This window comes from Methylobacterium terrae, from assembly GCF_003173755.1.
Taxonomy (GTDB): domain Bacteria; phylum Pseudomonadota; class Alphaproteobacteria; order Rhizobiales; family Beijerinckiaceae; genus Methylobacterium; species Methylobacterium terrae.
The window spans coordinates 3,310,001-3,331,781 of sequence record NZ_CP029553.1; the positions used below are offsets into that span (position 1 = coordinate 3,310,001).

General features: G+C 69.7%; 20 protein-coding genes (1 of these 20 only partly in view). 6 read left to right on the forward strand and 14 right to left on the reverse strand.

The genetic code is table 11. From position 1 onward, the window contains the following. The 6 genes from DK419_RS15220 to DK419_RS15245 all read right to left on the reverse strand — a co-directional run. On the reverse strand, positions 1 to 1,176 hold the 5' portion of the coding sequence (locus DK419_RS15220) for an amidohydrolase family protein (protein ID WP_109959817.1). It extends 201 nt beyond the left edge of the window; the window shows 1,176 of its 1,377 coding nt (coding positions 1-1,176); its start codon is at positions 1,174 to 1,176; its stop codon lies off the left edge, out of view. After that, complete coding sequence (locus DK419_RS15225) at positions 1,173 to 2,051, reverse strand: polysaccharide deacetylase family protein (RefSeq protein ID WP_109959818.1); 879 nt, start codon at positions 2,049 to 2,051, stop codon at positions 1,173 to 1,175. Before DK419_RS15225 ends, DK419_RS15220 begins: the two co-directional genes overlap by 4 nt. Before the next feature lie 177 nt (positions 2,052 to 2,228). After that, entirely contained in the window at positions 2,229 to 3,053 is an 825-nt protein-coding gene (locus tag DK419_RS15230) for an ABC transporter substrate-binding protein (protein WP_425352585.1), read from the reverse strand. Positions 3,054 to 3,086: 33 nt separating this feature from the next. Next, complete coding sequence (locus DK419_RS15235) at positions 3,087 to 3,857, reverse strand: amino acid ABC transporter ATP-binding protein (RefSeq protein ID WP_109959819.1); 771 nt, start codon at positions 3,855 to 3,857, stop codon at positions 3,087 to 3,089. Next, positions 3,854 to 4,711, reverse strand: a complete 858-nt coding sequence (locus DK419_RS15240; RefSeq protein WP_109959820.1) for an amino acid ABC transporter permease — start codon at positions 4,709 to 4,711, stop codon at positions 3,854 to 3,856. The genes DK419_RS15235 and DK419_RS15240 overlap by 4 nt, the downstream gene beginning before the upstream one ends. A gap of 38 nt (positions 4,712 to 4,749) precedes the next feature. Further along, a complete protein-coding gene (locus DK419_RS15245) occupies positions 4,750 to 5,682 on the reverse strand; it encodes an N-carbamoyl-D-amino-acid hydrolase (RefSeq protein WP_245443018.1) in 933 nt (310 codons plus the stop codon). Between the two features lie 178 nt (positions 5,683 to 5,860). Between DK419_RS15245 and DK419_RS15250 the strand changes: the two genes are divergently transcribed. Continuing rightward, positions 5,861 to 6,763: a LysR family transcriptional regulator gene (locus DK419_RS15250; RefSeq protein WP_109962327.1), complete on the forward strand. Its 903-nt coding sequence runs from the start codon at positions 5,861 to 5,863 to the stop codon at positions 6,761 to 6,763. Positions 6,764 to 7,031: 268 nt separating this feature from the next. On the opposite strand, the gene DK419_RS15255 is transcribed toward DK419_RS15250, so the two are convergent. The 3 genes from DK419_RS15255 to tcuA form a co-directional block, all read right to left on the reverse strand. Beyond that, complete coding sequence (locus DK419_RS15255; RefSeq protein ID WP_162561240.1) at positions 7,032 to 7,787, reverse strand: putative phage abortive infection protein; 756 nt, start codon at positions 7,785 to 7,787, stop codon at positions 7,032 to 7,034. A gap of 211 nt (positions 7,788 to 7,998) precedes the next feature. Next, entirely contained in the window at positions 7,999 to 9,450 is a 1,452-nt protein-coding gene (locus DK419_RS15260) for an MmgE/PrpD family protein (protein ID WP_109959823.1), read from the reverse strand. 159 nt (positions 9,451 to 9,609) lie between these two features. Continuing rightward, on the reverse strand, positions 9,610 to 11,091 hold the full coding sequence (gene tcuA, locus DK419_RS15265; RefSeq protein ID WP_109959824.1) for an FAD-dependent tricarballylate dehydrogenase TcuA: 1,482 nt from the start codon (positions 11,089 to 11,091) through the stop codon (positions 9,610 to 9,612). A gap of 133 nt (positions 11,092 to 11,224) precedes the next feature. Here tcuA and DK419_RS15270 point away from each other — a divergent pair, with 133 nt between their 5' ends. Beyond that, positions 11,225 to 11,878, forward strand: coding sequence for a GntR family transcriptional regulator (locus tag DK419_RS15270; RefSeq protein WP_109959825.1), 654 nt, complete (start codon positions 11,225 to 11,227; stop codon positions 11,876 to 11,878). A gap of 150 nt (positions 11,879 to 12,028) precedes the next feature. Beyond that, entirely contained in the window at positions 12,029 to 13,387 is a 1,359-nt protein-coding gene (locus tag DK419_RS15275; RefSeq protein WP_109959826.1) for a pentapeptide repeat-containing protein, read from the forward strand. Between the two features lie 129 nt (positions 13,388 to 13,516). Here the strand turns inward: DK419_RS15275 and DK419_RS15280 are convergent, their stop codons facing one another. From DK419_RS15280 to DK419_RS15290, 3 genes are read right to left on the reverse strand one after another with little or no spacing between them, the layout of a single operon-like run. After that, positions 13,517 to 14,293: an ABC transporter ATP-binding protein gene (locus tag DK419_RS15280; protein WP_109959827.1), complete on the reverse strand. Its 777-nt coding sequence runs from the start codon at positions 14,291 to 14,293 to the stop codon at positions 13,517 to 13,519. Next, the gene (locus DK419_RS15285; protein WP_109959828.1) at positions 14,281 to 15,036 is read right to left on the reverse strand and encodes an ABC transporter permease; all 756 of its coding nucleotides are present in this window, start codon (positions 15,034 to 15,036) and stop codon (positions 14,281 to 14,283) included. Before DK419_RS15285 ends, DK419_RS15280 begins: the two co-directional genes overlap by 13 nt. Beyond that, complete coding sequence (locus tag DK419_RS15290) at positions 15,033 to 16,070, reverse strand: ABC transporter substrate-binding protein (protein WP_109959829.1); 1,038 nt, start codon at positions 16,068 to 16,070, stop codon at positions 15,033 to 15,035. The genes DK419_RS15285 and DK419_RS15290 overlap by 4 nt, the downstream gene beginning before the upstream one ends. A gap of 303 nt (positions 16,071 to 16,373) precedes the next feature. Here DK419_RS15290 and DK419_RS15295 point away from each other — a divergent pair, with 303 nt between their 5' ends. After that, positions 16,374 to 17,888 (forward strand): amidase, encoded by a 1,515-nt coding sequence (locus DK419_RS15295; protein ID WP_109959830.1) that lies wholly within the window; start codon positions 16,374 to 16,376, stop codon positions 17,886 to 17,888. Here the strand turns inward: DK419_RS15295 and DK419_RS15300 are convergent, their stop codons facing one another. Continuing rightward, a complete protein-coding gene (locus tag DK419_RS15300; RefSeq protein ID WP_109959831.1) occupies positions 17,889 to 18,212 on the reverse strand; it encodes a YnfA family protein in 324 nt (107 codons plus the stop codon). It abuts the gene before it with no gap. A gap of 38 nt (positions 18,213 to 18,250) precedes the next feature. After that, a complete protein-coding gene (locus tag DK419_RS15305) occupies positions 18,251 to 19,249 on the reverse strand; it encodes an SDR family oxidoreductase (protein WP_109959832.1) in 999 nt (332 codons plus the stop codon). Positions 19,250 to 19,476: 227 nt separating this feature from the next. Between DK419_RS15305 and DK419_RS15310 the strand changes: the two genes are divergently transcribed. Both DK419_RS15310 and DK419_RS15315 read left to right on the forward strand, forming a co-directional pair. After that, positions 19,477 to 20,820: an ABC transporter substrate-binding protein gene (locus tag DK419_RS15310; protein ID WP_109959833.1), complete on the forward strand. Its 1,344-nt coding sequence runs from the start codon at positions 19,477 to 19,479 to the stop codon at positions 20,818 to 20,820. Beyond that, positions 20,820 to 21,752: a branched-chain amino acid ABC transporter permease gene (locus tag DK419_RS15315; protein WP_109959834.1), complete on the forward strand. Its 933-nt coding sequence runs from the start codon at positions 20,820 to 20,822 to the stop codon at positions 21,750 to 21,752. Before DK419_RS15310 ends, DK419_RS15315 begins: the two co-directional genes overlap by 1 nt. The last annotated feature ends 29 nt before the right edge of the window (positions 21,753 to 21,781 follow it).

Consider the following 21,781-nt stretch of genomic DNA (forward strand, 5'->3'; position numbering starts at 1 on the left):
CTGCAGGTGCGGGTGGGTCATCTCCACCACCGTCAGGTCGGCCTTGGCGCCGGGTGCCAGCACGCCGAGATCGGGCCGCCCGATCGCCGCGGCGGCCTCACCCGTCACCGCATCGACGAGGGCGGCGGACTCCGCCACCTCGGCCCGGCCGGCGTCGATCTTCGAGATCAGCGAGGCGGCGTTGAGTTCGCCGAGCAGGTCCATGTTGTAGCCGTCGGTGCCGACCAGCGTGCGGATCCCGTGGCCGGCGAAGCGGCTGAACGCGGCGGTGCGGCCGGCCCGGGCGAAGACCCGCGGGCAGTTCAGCACCGTGGCGCCCCGCGCCGCCATCAGGCGCAGGTCGTCGTCGCTGCTGGCGATGCAGTGGGCGGCGAGCAGGTCCGGCGCCAGCAGGCCGAGCCAGTCGAGGTACTCGGCCGGGCTGCGCCCGCCGTGGCGGGCGCGGATCGTCGCGACCTCGTCGTCGCTCTGGGCGAGGTGGGTGGTGATCGGCACGCCGAGTTCCCGCGCCCGGGCGGCGCAGGCGCGCAGGAGGTCCGGGCCGCAGGTGTCGGTGGCGTGCGGGCTCATCGCGAGGCGAATGCGGCCCTCCGCCCTGCCCTCCCAGCGGGCGTGGAGCGCGTTCCACACGGCGAGGTCGGCGGCGCCGTCGTCGCCGGCATACGACACGCGCCCGTCCGGGCCGGCCTTGGCGTCGGCGGTCGAGAACAGGTAGGGCGCGCCGTAGAAGCGCAGGCCCATCTCCTCGGCGGCCTCGAACATCTCCGGCAGACCGTTGCGGAACGGCTCCATCACCGTGGTGGCGCCGCCCTTGAGCAGTTGCAGGATGCCGAGCCGCGCGACCGCCAGGCGCTCCTGCGGCGACAGCACGGTCGATGCGGTCTTCGAGAGCGGCAGCAGCACCGTGTAGACGATGCTCTTTCCGCCCTTCCGTCCCCGCCCGTCCTCGGTGTGCGAGCGGGCGATCGCCTCGCTGAAGCAGTGGTTGTGCAGGTTCATGAGGCCCGGCAGCACGAGGCGGCCCGGCCGGTCGTAGGTGACGTCCGCCGCCGGCCGGTCCGGCGTGATCGCGGCGATGCGGTCGCCCTCGACCAGCACCCAGCGATCGCGCGCGACCGCGGGTTTGCCGTCGCGGCGGGTGAGGATCCAGGAGCCGAAGAGGGCGACCGTCGTCACGCCGCCCTCTCGTGTGCCAGGAAGTTCTCGGCGATGGCCGCCCCGGTGGTGATCCAGAGATCGGGGCAGCCTCGTGCGTAAGCGAGGAACTCGCGCAGCAGGCGCAGGCGCATCGGCCGGCCGCTGCATTGCGGGTGCAGCACCGTCGTCACCATCGCGCCCCAGTCGCGGACCTCGTCGAGCTCGTCCTTCCACAGCGACAGGACGTGCTCCTTGGGGAAGATCGAGCGCGGGCTGAAGCGGGTCGAGAGGCCGTGCATCCAGTCGTCGTAGCTCGCCGTCACCGGCAGCTCGATCGGGCCGGGGCGGCCGTCCGAGAGGACGTGACGGTAGGGCCGGACGTCGTCGCGGAAGGACGAGGTGTAGACGATGCCGTGCTCGACCAGGATCCGGCGCAAGCCCTCGGTGAACTCGCCGTAGGGGGCGCGGTAGCCCGTCGGCACCACGCCGAGGCGCCGCTTCAGGGTCTCGAACCCGCGCTCCACCTCCTCCTCGATGAAGGGCGCGCCCGGGTCCGGCATCAGGTGGTGGTAGCCGTGATGGCCGATCTCGTGGCCCGCCCTCAGAATCGCCTCCGCCATCGCCGGATAGGCGTCGACGGCCCAGCCGGTGATGAAGAACGTGCCCTTGAGGCCGAGCTGGTCGAGGAGCTCCAGGAGCTTCGGCGTCCCGACCCGCGCCTCGTAGGCGCCGTAGCTCATGGTGACGAGGCGCTCGGCGTGGGCCGCATCCTTGCTGGTCCAGGCGCTCTCGGCATCGACGTCGAAGGAGAGGAACATCGCCGAGCGGTAGGGCGCGGGCCAGGGGTAGTCCGGGGCCGGCGGGGCGAGGTTGGCGGGGGTGAGCGGGATGCTGTCGAGGGCGGCGCGGTTCATGGGCGGGGTCTCTCGGGGGTTGGGCTGGTGCTGTGGGGAGCTTTACGACGCCCGCTTCGTCACCGGATGAGCGCGGGCCTCCTCCTCTCCCCGCCCGCGGGGAGAGGAGATTCTCCTGTGCCTTTTCCCTCCTAGGGGAAATTCCACAGGGAAGACTATGCTCGCGCCTCTTGGTCGCTACTTCGCGCCGTTGATCACGGCCTTCTCGACGCCGTTCTCGGTGAGCTTCCACTTCTCCAGGAGCGCCTTGTAGGTCCCGTCGGCGATCAGCGCGTCGAGGGCGCCGGCCATCGCCTGCTGCAGGCCGGCCTCCTTCACGGGAATGGCGATGCCGGTATATTGCAGCGCGATCGGGGTGCCGAGGGCCATGTAGGTGTTGGGCTCCAGCCCCATCACGTAGGGCAGCGTCTCGTTGCCCTGGACGGCGGCGTCGATGCGGCCCTGCTTGAGCTGGGTGCGGGCATCGGCCGAGCCCTCGGTGCCGATGAACACCACCGGGTTGTCCTTGCAGTTCTGCTCGCTCCAGGCGGCGATCTCGCGCGGGAACGAGGTGCGCCGGCTCGCCCCGGCCTTCTTGCCGCACAAGGACGCCATGTCCTTGAACTCGCCTTCGCGAGCCTTGCGGACGAAGAATTGCGGGCCGCTGCGCAGGTAATCGACGAAGGTCGCGGTCTCGTGGCGGGTCGCGAGGTCGGTCATGCCGGAGAGGATCATGTCGACCCGGCCGGTCGAGAGCGCCGGCATCATCTGGTCGAAGCTCGTCTCCTGCCAGGCGAGCTTGACCCCGAGCTTCTTGCCCAGCGCGTCGCCGAGATCGACGTCGAAGCCGGTGAGCTGGCCGGTCGCCGGATCCTTGAACTCCATCGGGGGATAGTTCGGCACGATCGCGACCTTGAGCGTGCCGCTCTTGACCACGTCCGGCGGCAGGGCCGCTTTAGGCGCGTCCTGCGCCGCGGCGGCGGTCGCCAGGCCGATGAGACCGATCGCGATCAGGCGCTTCACGGAAAAACCTCCTCGTGACTTCTCGAAACACTCTCAGCCGATCACCGCCGAGAGGAAGCTGCGGGTGCGGGCCTCGCGCGGCACGCCCAGAACCTCGGCGGGCGTGCCCGCCTCGACGATCGCGCCCTGGTCCATGTAGACGACGGTGTCGGCGACCTCGCGGGCGAAGTTGAGCTCGTGGGTGACCACCATCATGGTCATGCCGGAGCGCGCGAGCTCGCGCATCACCGCCAGCACCTCGCCGACGAGTTCCGGGTCGAGGGCCGAGGTCGGCTCGTCGAACAGCATCAGCTGCGGCTTCATGGCGAGCGCCCGGGCGATGGCGACGCGCTGCTGCTGCCCGCCCGAGAGCTGCGAGGGGTAGCTGCCCGCCTTGGCGGCGAGGCCGACGCGGGCCAGCAGCGCTACCGCCTCGTCCCGCACCTCCGCCGGCCGGCGGCCCTGGACCTGGATCGGCCCCTCGGTGACGTTCTCGAGCGCCGTCCTGTGCGGGAAGAGGTTGAAGCGCTGGAACACCATGCCGGTCCTGAGGCGCTGGCGCGCCACCTCGCGCTCGCTCAAACGCTGGAGCCGGCCGCCGGATTCCCGCATGCCCAGCAGCTCGCCGTCGAGCCAGATGCCGCCGGAATCGATCCGGGTGAGCTGGTTGACGCAGCGCAGAAGCGTGGTCTTGCCGGAGCCCGAGGCGCCGATCAGGCACATCACCTCGCCGGCGCGCACGTCGAGCGAGACATCGTCGAGGGCCTTGAACGTGCCGAAGCTCTTGGAGACGCAGCGGAAGGCGACGAGAGGGGACGCGCTCATCGGCCGAGCCTCGCGGTGCCGCGGGCGAAGCGGCGCTCGAGCAGCATCTGCAAGGGCGTCAGGGCCGACACGACGAGCAGGTACCAGAGGCCGGCGACGATCAGGAGCTCGATCACCCGGGAATTGGCGTAGTAGATGTTCTCGGCGGCGTGCAGCACCTCCGGGTACTGGATCACGCTGGCGAGCGAGGTCGCCTTGACGAGGCCAATGAACTCGTTGCCGAGCGGCGGCAGCACCACCCGCATCGCCTGCGGCAGGACGATCCGGTGGAGCGCCTTCAACCGGCCCATGCCGATCGCCTGCGCGGCCTCCGACTGCCCGGCATCGACCGAGAGCAGGCCGGCGCGCATCACCTCGGAGGTATAGGCGCCCTGGTTGATGCCGAGCCCCAGCAGCGCGGCGAGGAACGGCGTCATCACCTCGACCGACTTCACCGACCACAGGCCCGGGATGCCGATCACGGGAAAGACCAGCGCCAGGTTGAACCAGAGGAGCAGCTGCAGGATCAGCGGCGTGCCGCGGAACAGCCAGGTGTAGCCGGCGGCCACCCCCTTCAGCACCGGGTTCGGCGACAGCCGCATCACCGCGACGACGAGGCCGAGCACGATGCCGAGGCTCATCGCCAGCACGGCCATCACCAGGGTGTTGGCGATGCCCCGCAGGATCACCGGCACGGTGAGGAAGCGGCCGACGTAAGCCCACTCGATCTGCCCTTCCGCAAAGGCACGCCCGATCAGCGCCAGCACGACCACGATCAGGCCGGCGGCGATCCAGCGGCCCCAATGCGTCCGCCGGGCGGTCGGCAGGCCGGTGAGGTCGGGAAAGCCCTCGGCGAGGGCGCGTCCGCTGCTCATGGATCCCTCGTAGGTTGGCCCGGAGAGGCGCGCGGAGGTCAGGCCGCCGCGGAGGGCGCCGGGTGCGGCGGCTCGATCACGCCGGCCCGCTCGGTGATCGGTCCGTACTGCGCCGGCTGCCGGTGCTGGCCGAAGTTGAACATCTTGTCCTTGCCCTGACGGCAGCGGTCAAGGTCGCACGCGGCCACCACCACCTCGTCGCCGAGGGTCTCGGTCTGCGCGACGATGCGCCCGTCGGGATCGACGATGCAGGAGCCGCCGATCAGGCCCGACCCGTCCTCGTTCCCGGCCTTGGCCACCGCCACCGCCCAGGTGGCGTTCATGTAGGCGTTGGCCTGCGCGACCAGCGTCGAGTGGAAGGTGCGCAGGGCCGCGTCCTCGGTCGTGCCGCCATTGGGGTCGTAGGCGGCCGAGTTGTAGCCGACGCAGACGAGCTCGACGCCCTGCAGCCCCAGCACCCGCCAGGCCTCGGGCCAGCGCCGGTCGTTGCAGATCATCAGCCCCATGATCGCGCCGGACCACGCCTCGCCGGCCCGGAAGGCCGGGAAGCCGGTATCGCCGTAGGAGAAGTAGCGCTTCTCGAGCTGCTGGAAGCGCGCGCCGTCCCGCGGCTCGACCGAGCCCGGCAGGTGGACCTTGCGGTAGCGCCCGAGGATCGACCCGTCCGGCTGGACCAGGATGCTGCTGTTGAAGCGCTCGCCCGACGGCGTCAGCTCGGCATAGCCGATGTTGAACCCGACCCCGAGCTCCCGGGCGCGGTCGAACAGCGGCTGCACCGCGGGGTTGGGCATCGCGCGCTCGAAATACCGGTCGAGGTCGTTCCCGTCGAGCAGCCAGCGCGGGAAGAACGTCGTGAAGGCGAGTTCGGGAAACACCACGAGGGTCGCACCGCGAGCCGCCGCCTCCTCGAGCAGGCGGACCAGCCGGCCGAGGGTGTGGGCACGGGAATCGGCGCGCTGGGTCGGACCCATCTGCGCGGCCGCGACGGTGACGATGCGGGACATCATGACCTCTGAACAGGCACAATGCTTACTCTTGCGGCATTGTGCGGTCGTTGACCGGATCTATGCCCTAATCATGCACATCCCTTACGCCTCCACAATCCAGGGACTTATGATAAATTCCGCCCGACTATAACGCGGAGTGATGATGAACCTGCGGCAGCTGGAGATCCTGCGGGCGGTGGTCCGGCACCGCACCACCCTGGCGGCGGCCGAGGAGCTGGCGGTGTCGCAGCCCGCGGTGAGCAACGCCCTGAAGGCGATGGAGGCGCAGGTCGGCTTCCCGCTCTTCGACCGCATCAACAACCGGCTGTTCCCGACCGCCGAGGCGATGACGCTCTACAAGGAGAGCGAGGCGATCTTCGCGCTCCACGCCAAGCTCGAAGGCCGTCTTCGCGACCTGCGCGAGAAGAACCACGGCCACCTCGCCCTGATGGCGACGCCGCCGCTCGCCTACGGCCTCCTGCCCCGGGCACTCGCCGCCTTCGTGCGGCAGCGGCCGCAGACCCGGCTGTTCTTCGACGTGCGCCGCTACGAGGGGGTGATCGACGGAGTGACCAGCCGGGTCGCCGAGCTCGGCTTCGCGCTCGGCCTGTCGAACCACGTCGGCATCGCCCACGAGATCGTGCACCGGGGCGAGATGGTCTGCGTCATGGCCCCCGACCACCCGTTGAGCGAGCGGGAGGCGGTGTCGCCCGCCGACCTCGCGCGCCATCCCCTCATCGGGCTCGAGCGCGGCACGCGCCTCGGCGAGGCGTTGCGCGACGCCTTCGCGCGGGCGGGCGTGCCGTTTACCGCCACCGTCGAGGTCCGCTACTGCAACACCGCCTGCGTGCTCGCCGGGGCCGGGGTCGGCGTCGCGGTGGTCGACCCGTTCTCGCCCGCGCAGGGCGGCGCGCACCCGGTGGTGGTGCGGCGCTTCGTGCCGGCGACGCCGGTCGAGGCGTTCATGCTGTGGTCGGAGGCCGAGCCTTTGTCGCGCTTGGCGCGGGCCTTCCTGGACGAGGTCCGATGTGCCAGCAAAGTGTCTAGCGCATCGATCGGCTCATAGTATTAGTAGATTACCATCGATTTTCAACATTCGATATGACAGTAATGATAGAAATGATTTGTGTCCAAGATGAATTTGGAATTTTTTAACATCTCTATAAAAACTATTGACATCAAGAACTCAATCAATTTTAAAGGCTTCGAGCGCGCATCCAATTAGTACTCCGAATGTCGAATAGAACGTCCGCGCTCATGCATCGTATGCCTTTCCATCTATTAAAAGATGGAAAGGCGCAAAAATTCAACATTCAACAATCATATTTGTTGATTCAATTTATTTCATCCCTTCCCTGAAATGCAATCTCATCGTAATGCGGTATCAAGACGAGCCTCCTACTTGAGCCAACTGGCAAGTATTTTAGCATTCTATATTTCGTAAGATAGTATTTTAGATTTCCAGCAACAGGAGACAACGCGTTTAGGGCAACAACAGCAAGCTCGTAGCTGTTCATTTGGCTTCGTATAAGATTTGCGTAAAAGTGCTTTTCTTTTTCAGATAAATTCTCTTCCTCGTCAATCTTTCTCATTATAGTAAAAACCGAACGAAAATATGGAGCAAAGCCACTTTCAAATCTATCATGTATTATTTCGTGATATATTTTTTGAGTTTCGGCTAGCGTTATTTGTTTTCCAGATTTATTGAAAAAATACGAAATCTCACGCCAGGCGAATCTTAATGCCTGCGTATCATAAACTGTTTCTCTCTTGCTGTGACCAGTCGCCTGAGCGTAGTTTTCAGTGTACCTAAACTTTACTTCTTTTCTGACTTCGCGAATTAGCTTCATAATCTCAAAGTATAGATTATCAAATCTTTCAAGACGTTGAAATTTTTCTGATGTTGCCATCTGCTGTCTCTGTAGGACAATTGTAGTTGTAATTCCAATGAATCCAAGCAGCGTGAACAGCGAAGTTAGCGCACCAAAACTGTCACCCCATGGGCCGAGTTCACTCGGTAGAAGGTCTGAAATTTCTAGCTTTTTTAAAACGTCTCTTAGAAATGCCCATGACAACCAGATAGCAAACACGGCGACAAACGATAATGATAGCGAAGTAATTCTCCATAATCTATTTGTATTCATGTTAGATCACAATCTTAGAGGTTGCCCTACAATCTAGCTGCTGGAATTTATAATGAAAAGTACGGAAAATAAAAATTCGCCGGAGAGATTTTTTCCTCTCGCAGCGGTTCACCGGCCGCTCGTATAATTCCTGCCTGCACCACTCCTCTGCACTTGCTCATCCTAGCACCCCCGCCCGGGCCACCTCCCCGGCATCCTTGAGCCGGCCGATGTCCCAGGCGAGCGCCATCACCCGGCGAATCTGGGCCTCCGGCAGGATGCCCTCGGCGAGGTCGGCGAACTTGCGCTCGAGGTCGGCATCCGACATCGGGTTCTCGACGCTGCCGACCGCGTGCTCGATGTGGCGCGTCAGGGTGCGCCCGTCGGCGAGCGTGATCGTCAGGTCGACCTGCTCGGGCCGCACCCCGGGCGTCACCACCGGCGCGACCTTGCCGCGCAATTCGGTGATGACGGGATCGCGCACCGCCCGGTCGCTGAACTGCTTCTCGCCGCCCGCCCCCTCGACGAGGGCGACCGCGACGGCGTGGGTGATGCTGAACTTGCCCTCGAGCCCGGTGCGCGGCGCGGTCTTGCCGGTGAGCTCCAGCACCAGCGGGTGGACCTTCAGCTCGACCCGGCGGACCTGGTCCGGTGTCAGGCGGTTCTCGTTGCGGAGCTGGATCGCGGCGTCGATCGCCGGATGCATGACGATGCCGCAGGCGAAGGGCTTGTAGGTGTTCAACGCCGCCTCGTAGCGGGTCCCCAGCCCCTCGGTGATCTCGCGGTAATCCTGCTTCGTCGAGACGGTGTTGGCCCAGCCGCGCCTGGCCTCGATCATTCCGTCGGAACTGGTGAAGTTCCTCTCGGCCAGGATCGCCGCGAACAGCCCGTTGGCGGCGGCGCGGCCGGGATTGAAGCTCTTGTTCATCGAGCCGAACGATTCGCGCAGGCCCACCGGCTGCGAGGCGGCGAGGCCGAGCGCCCAGACCATCTGCTGCTCGGAGAGCCCCATCAGCTTGCCGGCGGCGGCGGCCGCGCCGAACACCCCCGCGGTGCCGGTGATGTGCCAGCCGACGTCGTAGTGGTTGGGATAGACCGCGTTGCCGATCCGGCACTCGGTCTCGATGCCGAGCACCAGGGCGTTGAGGAAGTCGGACCCGGAGACCGGCCGCATCTCGGCGAGCGCCAGGATCGCCGAGGCGACCGGGCCGGCCGGGTGGATCACGGTCTTCAGGTGGGTGTCGTCGTAGTCGAAGATGTGGCTCGACACGCCGTTGAGGAAGGCGGCGTTCATGATGTCGAAGCGCTCGGCACGCCCGAACAGGCCGGCCTGGGGCGGGCCCGAGAAGGGCTTGAGCGCCGACACCGCGACGTCGAGGGTCTCGTGGTGCGAGCCGCCGATGGCGACGCCGACCCAGTTGAGGAAGGTGCGGGTGCCCTCGCGCCGCACCGCCTCGGGCAGGTCCTCGACCTTCGCCCCGACGATGTAGCGCGCGAGCGTCCGGGTGACGTCGCGGGGCGGCACGGGGGCCGCGGGCCGGGCCGGAGCGGACGGCTCGGCGGCGCCCACCCCTTTGGCCGCGAGGGCGAGGCCGGCGGCCCCGATGAGGCTGCGTCGATCGAGCATCATGGCGTTCTCTCCCTGTTCATCCAACGCGACCGGGGCTAAGCAGATTTCGCAAAAGTGGTTGCCGGGTTTGCGACAAAAATCTGCGACAAACCAAGCAACTAAGCGGACGAAGCGTTGGCCTGCCAACGCAAGTCTGCTTAGGCCGGGTCCGCTTCCGGCTCAGGCGGCCCGCGCCGCTCCGTTCCCGGCCCGCCGCCCGAACACCACGCCGGAGGTGAGGCCCGATCCGCCCGGATAGCCGTTGAAGAACACCCCGCCGACCATCTCGCCGCAGGCGTAGAGGCCGGGGATCGGGGTGCCGCTCTCGTGCAGGACCGCGCCGTCCTCGTCGACCTCGACGCCGCCATACGTGAAGGTGATGCCGCCGGTGACCGGGTAGGCCTTGAACGGCCCGGTCTCGATCCGCCGCGCCCAGTTCGATTTCGGCAGCGCGAGGCCCCGGGTGCCGCGCCCGTCCTTCACGGTGGGATCGAAGGGCACGCTCTCGTCCACCGCGTCGTTGAACGCCGCGATCGTCGCCCGCGCCTGCGCCTTGTCGGTGAGGCCGTCGAGCCGGTCGATCAGCGCGTCGAGGGTGTCGGCCTCGACGAAGTGGGCGTCGTGGAACCGGTACTCGCTGTAGAGCAGCGGATCGACCGATGCGTCGAAGATCTGCCAGGCGACGTGGCCGGGCTGCTCCATGATGGCGCGGCCGAACTGCGCGTAGGTGTAATTGCGAAAGTCCCGGCCCTCGTCGACGAAGCGCTCGCCGTCCGCGTTGAGCATCACGCCGAGGAAGTAGCAGATCTTGCGGTAGTGCTTGCGCTCGAGATGCGGCAGGTCGAGGTTGCCGTAGGGCGGGGTGAACAGGTCCATCGGCGTGGCGTGGCAGCCGCCGTAGAAGCCGTGGCGCCGCGCGCCGAGGCGGAACGCCATCGCGAGCCCGTCGCCCTGGTTGTGCGGCGTGCCGCGCACCTTGGCCTCCTCCCAGCCCGGGCCGATGAACTCGGCGCGCATCGCCGCATTGGCCTCGAAGCCGCCGCAGCCGAGCACCACCGCCCGCGCCCGGATCGCGCCCGCGCTCGTGCGCACGCCGCGGACGCGGCCGTCCTCGACGATCAGGTCCTCGGCGGCGCAGTCGTAGCGGATCTCGCCGCCCAGGCCCGCGAAGGCGGCGCGCTCGGCCTCGGCGAGGCCGTGGCCCTCGCCCCGGGTCGCGAGCGTCAGGCCGCCCCAGAAGACGTGGCGCCCGTCCTTCTCGAAGGACTGACGGGAATAGATCGGCTCGAACTTCACCCCGCGCGAGGCGAGCCAGCGCACGGCGTCGTAGCTCTCGGCGATGAGCGTCCGCTGCTCGCGGCTCAACGGGCGGCCGTCGTTGAAGCCGAGGAGATCCGCGGCGAAGCGCTCGGCCGGGTAGGCGCCGAAATCGGTGTGGGGCAGCCGCGGATCGGTCGGGTCCTCGAGCAGCGGCACGAGGTCGTCGGCGCCGTCATAGACGAAGCGCATCGCGCCCGCCGTGTAGGCGGTGTTGCCGCCGGCGAGGTCCGGCCCCGCCTTCTCGATCACCAGGACGCTGCGGCCCTGCTCGCGCCCGGCGATGGCCGCGCTCATCGCGGCGTTGCCGGAGCCGATCACGACGATGTCCCACTCGGTCTGCATGGCGTTCCTCCCAGCCTCGATATGCCATTGTATGCGATTGCATGCAAGAAAGGCGGCTTGTCCGCGGCGGCGCCCTCGCGCACATCCCGGGCGGGGCCGGAGGATGCGGGCGGGGCCGGAGGATGCGGGCGGGATGACGGAGCGGGGATCGGGGGAGCAGCGCGGCGGCCAGAGCGCCTACGACCGGCTGCTCGGCGCCATCGAGGAGGGCGAGCTGCCCCCCGGCAGCCGCCTGCGCGAGGCCGAGCTCGCCGAGCGCTTCGCGATCAGCCGCACGCCGGTGCGCGAGGCCCTGGCGCGGCTGGAGGCGCAGGGGCTGGTGCGGCACGAGCCGCATCGCGGCGCCAGCGTGGCGCGGCTCGACTACGCGCAGGTGACCGAGCTCTACGACCTGCGCGAGGTGCTGGAGGGCACGGCGGCTCGCCTCGCGGCGATCCACGCCAGCGCGATCGAGGTCGAGATCCTGGAGGAGATGATCGAGCGCGACCGCGGGCTCGTCGGCGACGCGGGCGCGCTCGCGCGCACCAACCGCCTCTTCCACCGCCAGATCCACGCCTGCGCCCACAATCGCTTCCTCCAGGGCACGCTGGAGACGATGCGGCTCTCGCTGGTGCTCCTCGCCGGCACCACCCTGGCGCAGGCCGACCGGGCCGGGGCCTCGATCGACGAGCACGCGGCGATCGTGGCGCGCATCCGCGCCCATGACGGCGACGGCGCGGAGGCGGCGGCGCGGACCCACATCCGGGCGGCCTTCAAGGCTCGGATCCGGCTGCACCAGGAGATGTGAGGCTCATCCGGCCCCGCGGTTGCATTTGCATTCCGGCCGGGATCGTGGCTGGTACCGGCGCATCTCGAACCACGATCTTCGAACCTCTGGGGAACGCGCGTGCGCCATGGCATCGACAGGCTTGTCACGCGCGATCGGCGTCTCTGAGCGGTGGACACCCGACCCCGATCCCCGCTCGACCCGCGCACGACCGCGCTCCTCGCCGAGATCGCCGGCCAGGACGGTGCCGCCCTGCGGCATGACGGCCGGCCCCTCGACCTGCGCGAGGCGAACCTGAGCCGGGACCATCTCGCGCCGCTCGCCGGCGGGGCGGCCTGGTGGGACGCGGAGCGCCAGGGCCTGAACCTCGCCGGGGCCGAGATCCCGGGCAGCGACCTCGAACAGGCCGACCTCACCGGCGCCACCCTGAAGCGGGCGCGGCTCGCGGGCGCGCTCGCCCGCTCGGCGGATTTCACCGGGGCGCTGATCGAGGAGGCGGATTTCGGCAAGGCCGACCTCAGCGGCGCCCGCTTCGTCGGCGTCGCCGGCGGCCAGGCCGACTTCACCGAGGCGATGCTCGAAGATGCGAACTTTCGCGACGGGTCCTTACGCTTCGCCCGCCTGCCCCGCAGCCTGCTCGACGGCGCCGACTTCTCCGGCGCCGACCTGTGGGGCGCCGACTTCACCGGGGCGGATGCCGACTACACCAAGTTCCGCGGTGCCCGCCTCGACGAGGTGAACCTCTCCGACACCAACCTCACCCACGCCGATTTCGAGGGCGCGAGCCTGACCAAGGCGCGGCTCACCGGCTCGCGCCTGCGCAGCGCCGTGCTCACGGGGGCCAAGCTCGACGGGGCGGACCTCTCGGGCGCCGACCTCTCGGCCGCGACGCTGGTGCGCCTCGACCTCTCCTCCTGCGCCTTGCGCCACGCGCGCTTCGCCGGCGCCTGGCTCAACGGCACGCGGTTTCGCGCCGCGCAGATCGGCGAGGCGGTGGGCGAGGAGGTCGCGGGCGAGTACGAGGCCGCGAAGGCGAGCTACCTCGCGCTCGAGCAGAACTTCCAGAGCATCGGCAGCCACGACGAGGCCGGCTGGGCCTATCGCCGGCGCCGCCGCATGGGCCGCCTCCATGCCGGCGCCCTGTTCCGGGGCGCCTGGCGCGCCCGCGACCGCAAGGGGATCCTCCGCCACGGCTACCGCTGGCTCGCCGACCACTTCGTCGAGTGGTTGTGCGATTACGGCGAGAGCCTGTCGCGGCTGTTCCGCGCCTTCGCGATCCTGATCGTGGTGTTCGGCGGGCTCTACGGCCTCACCGGCGGGCTGATCCCGGAGGGCGGCACGGCCGCGACCTACAACCTCCTCGACCTGATGAGCTACAGCGCCCTCAACATGATGACCGCGAACCCGCCGGAGATCGGCATCAAGCCGGTCGGCCGGGTGACCAACCTGCTCGTCGGGGTCCAGGGCGGCACCGGGATCGTGCTGATGGGGCTGTTCGGGTTCGTGCTGGGGAACCGGCTGCGGCGGTGAGGTGGACACGTGTTCGACCGAACACCATGCCAACCTCGACGTCATCAACTCGGTTTCGCATCGGGTGCGGGGCTGAGTGGGGTGCGAGGCTGAGGTGATGACGCGGAGCGATGGTGTGGCCGGCTCCCGTCAGGACGCGGTCCGCGGGACCGGAGAGCTTCCCCCCGCCCCCGCCAGCTCCTCCCGGATCACCTGCACCATCGCCTTCAGCTCCGGCGCCGCCCGGTCGCGCGGCTGGGCCGCCGCGATCGCGTGCGCCGCGACGATCCGGCCCGGTGCACCGGCCAGCACCACGACCCGGTCGGCGAGGTAGACCGCCTCCTCGATGTCGTGGGTGACGAACAGGACCGTCTGGCCCGACGCCCGGCAGAGCCGGGCGAGCTCGTCCTGGAGGTTCTCGCGGGTCAGCGCGTCGAGGGCCGAGAACGGCTCGTCCATCAGGAGCACGTGCGGCTCGACGGCCAGCGCCCGGGCGAGCGACACCCGCTGCCTCTGGCCGCCGGAGAGCTGGAACGGCCAGCGCCCGGCGAGATCCGCGAGGCCCACCCGCTCCAGGGCGGCGCGCGCGCGCCGGCGCCGCTCGGCCCTGGCCAAGCGCAGCTTCTCGAGGCCGAACGCGACGTTGTCGAGGACGCGGCGCCAGGGCAGCAGGCGGGAATCCTGGAACACCAGGGCGACCGCCCGGCGGCCGGGTTCGGGCTCGCTGACCGAGACGGTGCCGGCGCTGGGTTTCACCAGGTCGGCGATGACGCGCAGCAGCGTCGACTTGCCGACGCCGGAGGCGCCGACGATCGCCAGGAACTCGCCCGGCTCGATGTCGAGGTCGAGCCCCGACAGCACCGTGGTGCGGGTGCCGTCGCGGGTGAAGGTCAGGGCGAGGCCCTGGATCGCGATCAGGCCCGCCATCTGAGGATCCAGCGTTGGAGGGCGGTGAAGCCGGCGTCGAACACGCCGTAGAGCAGCGCCATGGTGAGCATGTAGACGACGACGATGTCGGTCGCGAGGAGCGTCGAGGCCTGCATCATCCGCTGCCCCAGGCCCGCGACCCCGAAGATCTCGGCCGCCACCACCGCCATCCAGGCCTGTCCGATGGCGGTGCGCACGCCGACGAGGATCCCCGGCATCGCGGCCGGCCACACCACCGTCGTCAGGCGCTCGGGCGCGGAGCGGAAGCCGAAGGCGGCGGCGAGCTCGATCAGGTCGCGGTCGACGCCGCGGATCGCCCCGTGGCTGGCGAAGTAGACGATCCAGAACACCCCGATCGCGACGATGAACAGGGCCGCCTCGGGGCTGACCCCGAACCAGATGATCGCGAAGGGCACCCAGGCGAGGCCCGGGACCGGGCGCAGGACCCGCACCACCCAGGCGGTCAGGCCTTCCGCCGTGCGCGACATGCCGGTCAGCGTGCCGGCCGCGATGCCGAGGACGATGCCGATCGCCAGACCCGCCAGGTAATGCCCGAGGCTTCCCGTGATCGCCGCGAGCCACTGCCCGGAGCGCAGCTCGCGCAGGAACGCCTCCGGCAGCACCGAGGGCGGCGGCAGGAAGGCCGGGTTGACGAGGCCGAGCCGCGGCACGGCCTCCCACAGGGCGAAGAAGGCGGCGAGCCCGAGGGGCGGGAGCAGGAAGGCCGCGTGGTGCCGCCTCATTTCCCCGCGACCGCGCGCTCGTAGAAGCGCGGCTCGAACAGCCCGTCGAGGGGCACCTCGCGCTCCAGCGCCCCGATCTTCACCTGGAAGCGCTGCATCGCCGCCGTGGGCTCGACGATCGGGCGGGGATCGGCGGTGAAGCGCGTCGCCGGCGAGGCGAGCGCCCGCCGGATGGTGGCGGTGTCGACGAGGCCCTTGCCGAGCGCGCCCTCGATGACCGGCGCGACGCGGTCCGGCTCGCGACCGATCAGGTCGACCGCCCGAACCACGCTCGTCACGATCGCCTGGACCGTCTCCGGCTCACGATCGAGAAGCGCGCGGGTCACCGCCACGACGGTGCCGGGCTGGTCGGGGAACATCTCGCCGCCGAGCGCCATCAGGCGGATCGCCGGGTTGCGGCCGGTCACGATCGAGACGGCGGGCTCGCGCAAGGTTCCGCCCTCGACCGCGCCGGCGAGCACCGCCTGCTGGGTCGCGTCGATCCCCATCGAGACGATCGTCACGTCCTTCGGATCGACCTTCGCCACCTCCCACAGCCAGTATTGCAGGGTGGTGTTGGGCACCGAGCCGAGGGGCTGGGTCGCGACCCGCGCCGGGGTGCCGGCGGATTCGCGGTAGCGCTTGAACACGTCCGCCGGTGCGACGCCCTTCTCGGCGAAGCGGGCGAGCTTGGGGCCGGCGACGAAGACGTTCTCCTCGACCGAGGTGGCGGCCACCACCTTCACGTCGATGCCCTTGGAGCGGGCGACGCCCAGCGGCGCCACGCCGGCGACGTAGACGTCGAGGGTGTTCGAGGCGAGCGCCTGGATCATGTTCGGGCCCGACTCGAAGGTCGTCACCGCGAGGGACAGCCCGGCCTGCTTCAGCCAGCCCTCCTTCTCGGCGACGATGATCGGTGCGGCGGCGAGGATCGGGATCACGCCGACCCGCAGGGGCGCCGCGCGCCCTTGGGCCAGCGCCCGCCGGCCACTCAGCGCGGCGCCCGCCGCCAGGACCGGGGCTGCCCCGAGGATGCTGCGTCGCGTGATGGTCATGGCCGGCCGTCTGTGGGGAGGGATCGCGCCCGCTTAGGGCATCCTCCTGCCGCAGAGCAAGAATGGCGCGGATATAAGAAATTACTTCTATATATTGGGTGTACAGGGGAAAAATATGCTGTTGCGGCATGGGGCGGGAGAAGAATGTCCGGACGCGTCGCACCCTGGCCGGCGCCGGTGCGACCCCCGCATGCGCCGGACGGCTTGGCGGCGCCGCGCCTCCCGGTCCATCTTGCCCTCGCCCGGGACGGGAGCGCGCGACGAACGACGCCTCCCCCCGCTCCACCGCACGAGGACACGCCCATGGCCATCACCCGCCCGAGCGCGGCCCAGGTCCGCGAGCTCGCCGCCGGCCTCTACATGTCGCTGTCGCCCGAGGAGGCCGCCGCCTACCGCGCCCTGATGGACGCCTCGTTCGACGCCTACGACGTGATCGACGCCCTGCCGGACTACATCCCGGAGGTGAAGTACCCCCGCACGCCCGGCCGCCGGCCCGGACCGGAGGAGAACCCGCTGGGCGCCTGGTACTGGAAGAGCGAGGTGAAGGGGGCCGGGCACGGCAAGCTCGCCGGCAAGCGCGTGGCGCTCAAGGACAACGTCGCGCTCGCCGGCGTGCCGATGATGAACGGCGCCTCGACCCTCGAAGGCTTCGTGCCGGCGGCGGACGCCACCATCGTGACCCGGATGCTGGACGAGGGCGCGACGATCCTCGGCAAGGCGACCTGCGAGCATTTCTGCCTGTCGGGCGGCAGCCACACCTCGGATCCCGGGCCGGTCCACAACCCGCACCGGCGGGGCTACTCGGCCGGCGGCTCGTCCTCGGGCAGCGGCGCGCTCGTCGCCGCCGGCGAGGTCGACCTGGCGATCGGCGGCGACCAGGGCGGGTCGATCCGCATCCCGGCCGCCTATTGCGGCATCGTCGGCATGAAGCCGACCCACGGCCTCGTGCCCTATACCGGCGTGATGCCGATCGAGACCACGATCGACCATACCGGCCCGATGACCGCGCGCGTCGCCGACAACGCCCTGCTGCTGGAAGTCCTGGCCGGGCCGGACGGCCTCGATCCGCGCCAGGTCGCGCCGCAGGTCGCGCCCTACGCCGAGGCCCTGGGCAGGGGCGCGAAGGGCCTGCGGATCGGGCTCCTGACGGAGGGCTTCGCCGCCCCCGGGATGCAGGAGGCGGTGGCCGAGAAGGTCCGGGCCGGGGCGGCGCGGTTCGAGCGGCTCGGCGCGAGGGTCGAGGAGGTCTCGCTGCCGGCCTACCGGCTCGCCGCCTCGGTCTGGCAGCCGATCGCTCTCGAGGGCCTGACCCAGCAGATGATGCTCGGCAACGGGATGGGCTTCAACTGGAAGGGCGCCTACGACGTCGGCCTGTTCGACGCCCATGCCGGCTGGCGTGGCCGGGCCGACGACCTCTCGGCGACCCTGAAGATCTCGATGCTGATCGGCCAGTGGGGCCTGACCCACTATCGCGGCCGCTACTACGCCAAGGCGCAGAACCTCGCCCGGCAGGTGCGGAAGGACTTTTCAGAAACCTTCCGGACCTACGACCTGCTGCTCTGCCCGACCCTGCCCTGCATCGCGACGAAGCTGCCGGAGCCGGGGGCGCCGCTGGAGGAGGTCATCGTCCGCGCCTTCGAGATGGTCGCCTCGACCTCGCCGATGGACGTGACCGGCAATCCCTCGCTGTCGCTCCCCTGCGGCCTCGTCGACGGGCTGCCGGTCGGCCTGATGCTGACGGCGCGGGACTGGAACGAGAGCGCGATCTACCAGGCCGCCGCCGCCTTCGAGGCGGACGGCGACTGGCGGGGCTTCTGATCACCCCCGCGGCGCCAGCACGATCACCGCCGCGCCGGCGAGGCACAGGAGGGCGCCGGCGCAGTCGAACCGGTCCGGCCGCTGGCCTTCCGCGCCCCACAGCCAGAGCAGCGAGGCCGCGATGTAGACCCCGCCATAGGCCGCGAAGGCGCGGCCCGCGGCATCCGATTCGACGAGCGCGAGCAGGAACGCGAAGGCGGCGAGCGCCAGGACGCCCGGCGCCAGCCACAGGGGCGAGGCGCCGAGCCGCCACCAGGCCCAGACCGAGAAGCACCCGGCGATCTCGGCGAGCGCGGCGGCGGCGTAGAGGAGGAACGTCGGCATGGCGGGGCTTCTCCCACGCCATGCCCCGACGAGGAAGGTCAGGCCCGACGCTTCATCAAGGCCGCGGCGGCGAGGCCGACGCCGGCCATCACCGCCCCGGTGGTGAGGGGATGGAGCTTCGCGCGGGTGTAGGTGCTGGTGTGGCGCACCATCCCGGGATGGTCGCCGCGCACGTGCCCACCCTGGGCCGGCCGGTGGAGCGCGCCGTTCGGGTCGCGCGGCGGCTCGGCGCGCAGCTGCTGGCCCGCCATCACGCCGCCGAGGCGGTCGAAGGTGCCCGGCGCGAGCTTCTTCAGGCCGGTCATGGCGCGCCCGCCCCCGCCGACGATGATCTCGCGCTGCGGGTAGATTGCGGCGTGCAGGATCGCGTGGGCGACCTCGTCCGGGTGGTAGACAGGCGGCGGCAGCTTCGGCTCGCGGTCGAGGTAGTTGCGGGCGTGCTGCGGGAACGGGGTGTCGATCGCCGCCGGCTTGATCAGCGTCACCGAGACGGGAGCCCGGTCGGCCTCCAGCTCCGCCCGGAGCGCGTCGGTGAAGCCGCGGATCGCGTGCTTGCTCGCCGAGTACATGCCCTGCAGCGGGATCGCGAGGTCCGAGGCGATGCTGCCGAGGTTGATGATCGCGCCGCCGCGCCGGCGCAAGTGCGGGGCCGCCACCAGCGAGCCGTAGACCACGCCCCAGAAGTTGGTCTGGAACAGGCGGTCGTGGTCCTCGTCCGAGACCTCCTCCAGGCGGCCGTAGATCGAGATGCCGGCATCGTTGACCCAGGTGTCGAAGCCGCCGAAGCGCTGCACCGCCCTGTCGGCGATGGCCTGCACGTCCTCGCGCCGCCCGACATCGGCGACGACGTGGGTCGCCTCGCCGCCCGCCGCCTCGATCTCCTCCTGGATCGCCGCCAGCGCCTCGGCGTTGCGCGAGGCGAGCACGACCCGCGCGCCGGCCCGCGCCGCCATCCGGGCGGTGGACAGGCCGATGCCGCTGGAGGCGCCGGTGATGACGATCACCTGCTCGTCGAGGGGCTTGTGGGCGTGGCTCATGGAATCCTCCGTACGGGATGGGGGTATCCAGGCGCTAACGATGGGGGGCGTGCTTCGTTCATTCCGGCGCCGCGCCCCCACCCATCCCATATCTCGAAGCTCTGGCACGAGCCCGAACAAGCTATTGGACACGCGGTCGCCGCACCCCCATGATCCGCCCCGCGGCGAGGCCCCCGACGCCACTCTCCAGAGGGGCCCGCCCGCGTGGGAAGTCAGGGAGGAAGCGGATGGCAGGGACGGGTCGTGCCGGGAACGTCACGCGGCGCGAAGCGCTGGTCGGCGCGGGTGCCGCGGGAGCGAGCCTGATGCTGCCGGGCGGTTCGGCCTGGGCACAGGGCGCGGCGAAGCCGGCGGAAATCAAGGTCGGCATCGCCACCTACCTGTCCGGCCCGGCCAGCGTCTTCGGCGTGCCCGGCCGCCAGACCGCCGAGCTGCTGTTCGACGAGATCAACGCGGCCGGCGGCATCGCCGGGGTCAAGGTGCGGCCGATCTTCGTCGACGAGGGCCCGGGCGTCGACCACGTCGTCGGCGAGTACCGCCGGCTGGTGCAGTCGGAGGGCGTGCACCTGATCTTCGCGGCGATCTCCTCGGCCGATTGCATCGCCTGCGCGCCGCTCGCCGACGAATTGAAGCGCCCGACGCTGCTGTGGGATTGCGGCACCCAGCGCATCTTCGAGGACAACCGCTACAACTACGCCTTCCGCACCCAGGCCAACGCCACGCCGGAGATCCTGGCGGCGCTCCTCTACCTCTTGAAGGTCAAGCCGGACTTCAAGTCGATCGCGGTGATCAACCAGGATTACGCCTGGGGCCGCGATTCCTGGGACATCTTCCGCACCGCGATGAACACCCTGAAGCCCGGGGTGAAGGTCTCGGCCGAGCTGTTTCCGCGCTTCGGCGCCACCGATTTCTCGACCGAGATCACCCGCGTGCTCGCGCTGCGGCCCGACGTGGTGCTCTCGACCTCCTGGGGCGGCGACCTCGACGCGCTGATCCGCCAGGCCTCGGACCGCAAGCTGTTCGAGCGCTCGACCTTCGTGATGCCGCTCGCCGAATCCTCGCTCCAGCGGGTCGGCAAGGCGCTGCCGGCCGGCCACATCGTGGGCGCGCGGGGCGACCACTGGTTCCTGCACCCCTCGCCGGCCGACCCCGAGCGGCTGAAGCGCTTCAACGAGAGCTACCGCGCCAAGCACAACGCCTGGCCGATCTATCCCTGCTTCCACATGGCGCAAGCCGTCTCGGCGATGAAGGTCGGCATCGAGAAGGCGGTGGCGGCCAAGGGCGGCGGCTGGCCGACCGACGCCGAGCTGGCGGCCGCGTTCAAGGGCCTCGAATTCCCCTCGCCCACCGCCAGCGTGCGGATCCGCGAGGACGGCCAGGGCCTCGAGAACCAGCTGATCGGCACGACGCTGCACTCGGACAAGTACCCGTTCCCGGTGCTCACCGACATGATCGTCTTCCCGGCCGAGTCCGTGACGACGCCGGTCGGCCAGAAGAGCGCCGACTGGCTGAAGACGCTGACCCCCGACATGGTGGGCAAGCTCCCGCAGGCGCAGGCCTTCAAGAGCTGATGGCCTGGTTGTCGGAGAACGGGATCCTCGTCGGGCTCGCCTTGCTCGACGGGCTGTCCTACGCCGCCGCCGTCTTCATGGTGGCGGTCGGCCTGAACCTGGTGTTCGGCGTGCTGCGGGTGCTCAACGTGGCGCATGGCAGCCTCTACGCCATCGGCGGCTACGCGGCAGCCTCCATCGGGCTGTTCGCGGCCTCCCTCGGCGCCCCGCCCTGGCTCGGCCTGCCGATCCTGCTCGCCGCCGCCGTGCTCGTCGGCGTGGTGCTCGGGCCGCTGATCGAGCGGCTGCTCCTGCGCCGGATGCAGGACCGCGAGCCGGTGCTGCAGCTCCTCGTCACCTTCGCGCTGTTCATGATCCTGGAGGACCTGCAGAAGCTGGTCTGGGGCGTGCAGCCGGTGGTGTTCGATGCGCCGCTGAAGTGGCTCGGCACCGTCGACGTGCCGTTCGGCCAGGACGCGATCCCGTTCACCGCCTACCAGCTCTACGTGCTGCCGGGGGTGGCGCTCGCCACCCTCGCGATCCTCGCGTACGTGCTCCGCTACACGCTCACCGGCCGGATGGTCGTCGCGGTCACGGTCGACCGCGAGGCGGCCCGCGCCATGGGGATCGACGCCGCCAAGGTGACGATGCTCACCTTCACGGTCGGCGCAGGCCTGGCGGCGCTCGGCGGCGCGCTCGCCGCCCCCACCGTGTCGCTGGTGCCGGGGGTCGGCGCCTCGACCATCGTGCTCTCCTTCGCGGTCGTCGCGACCGCCGGCCTCGGCCAGATCGAGGGGGCGGCGGTGGCGGCCCTCCTCATCGGCCTCGGCCGCTCCTTCGCGGTCTACGTCGCTCCCGAATTCGAGGTCGTGGTGCCCTACGCCATCATGGTGGCGGTGCTGCTGTTCCGGCCTCAAGGCCTGTTCGGCGTGGCGGAGACCCGGCGGATATGACCTGCGCTCTCAGTCAAGGAGGGCTGGCG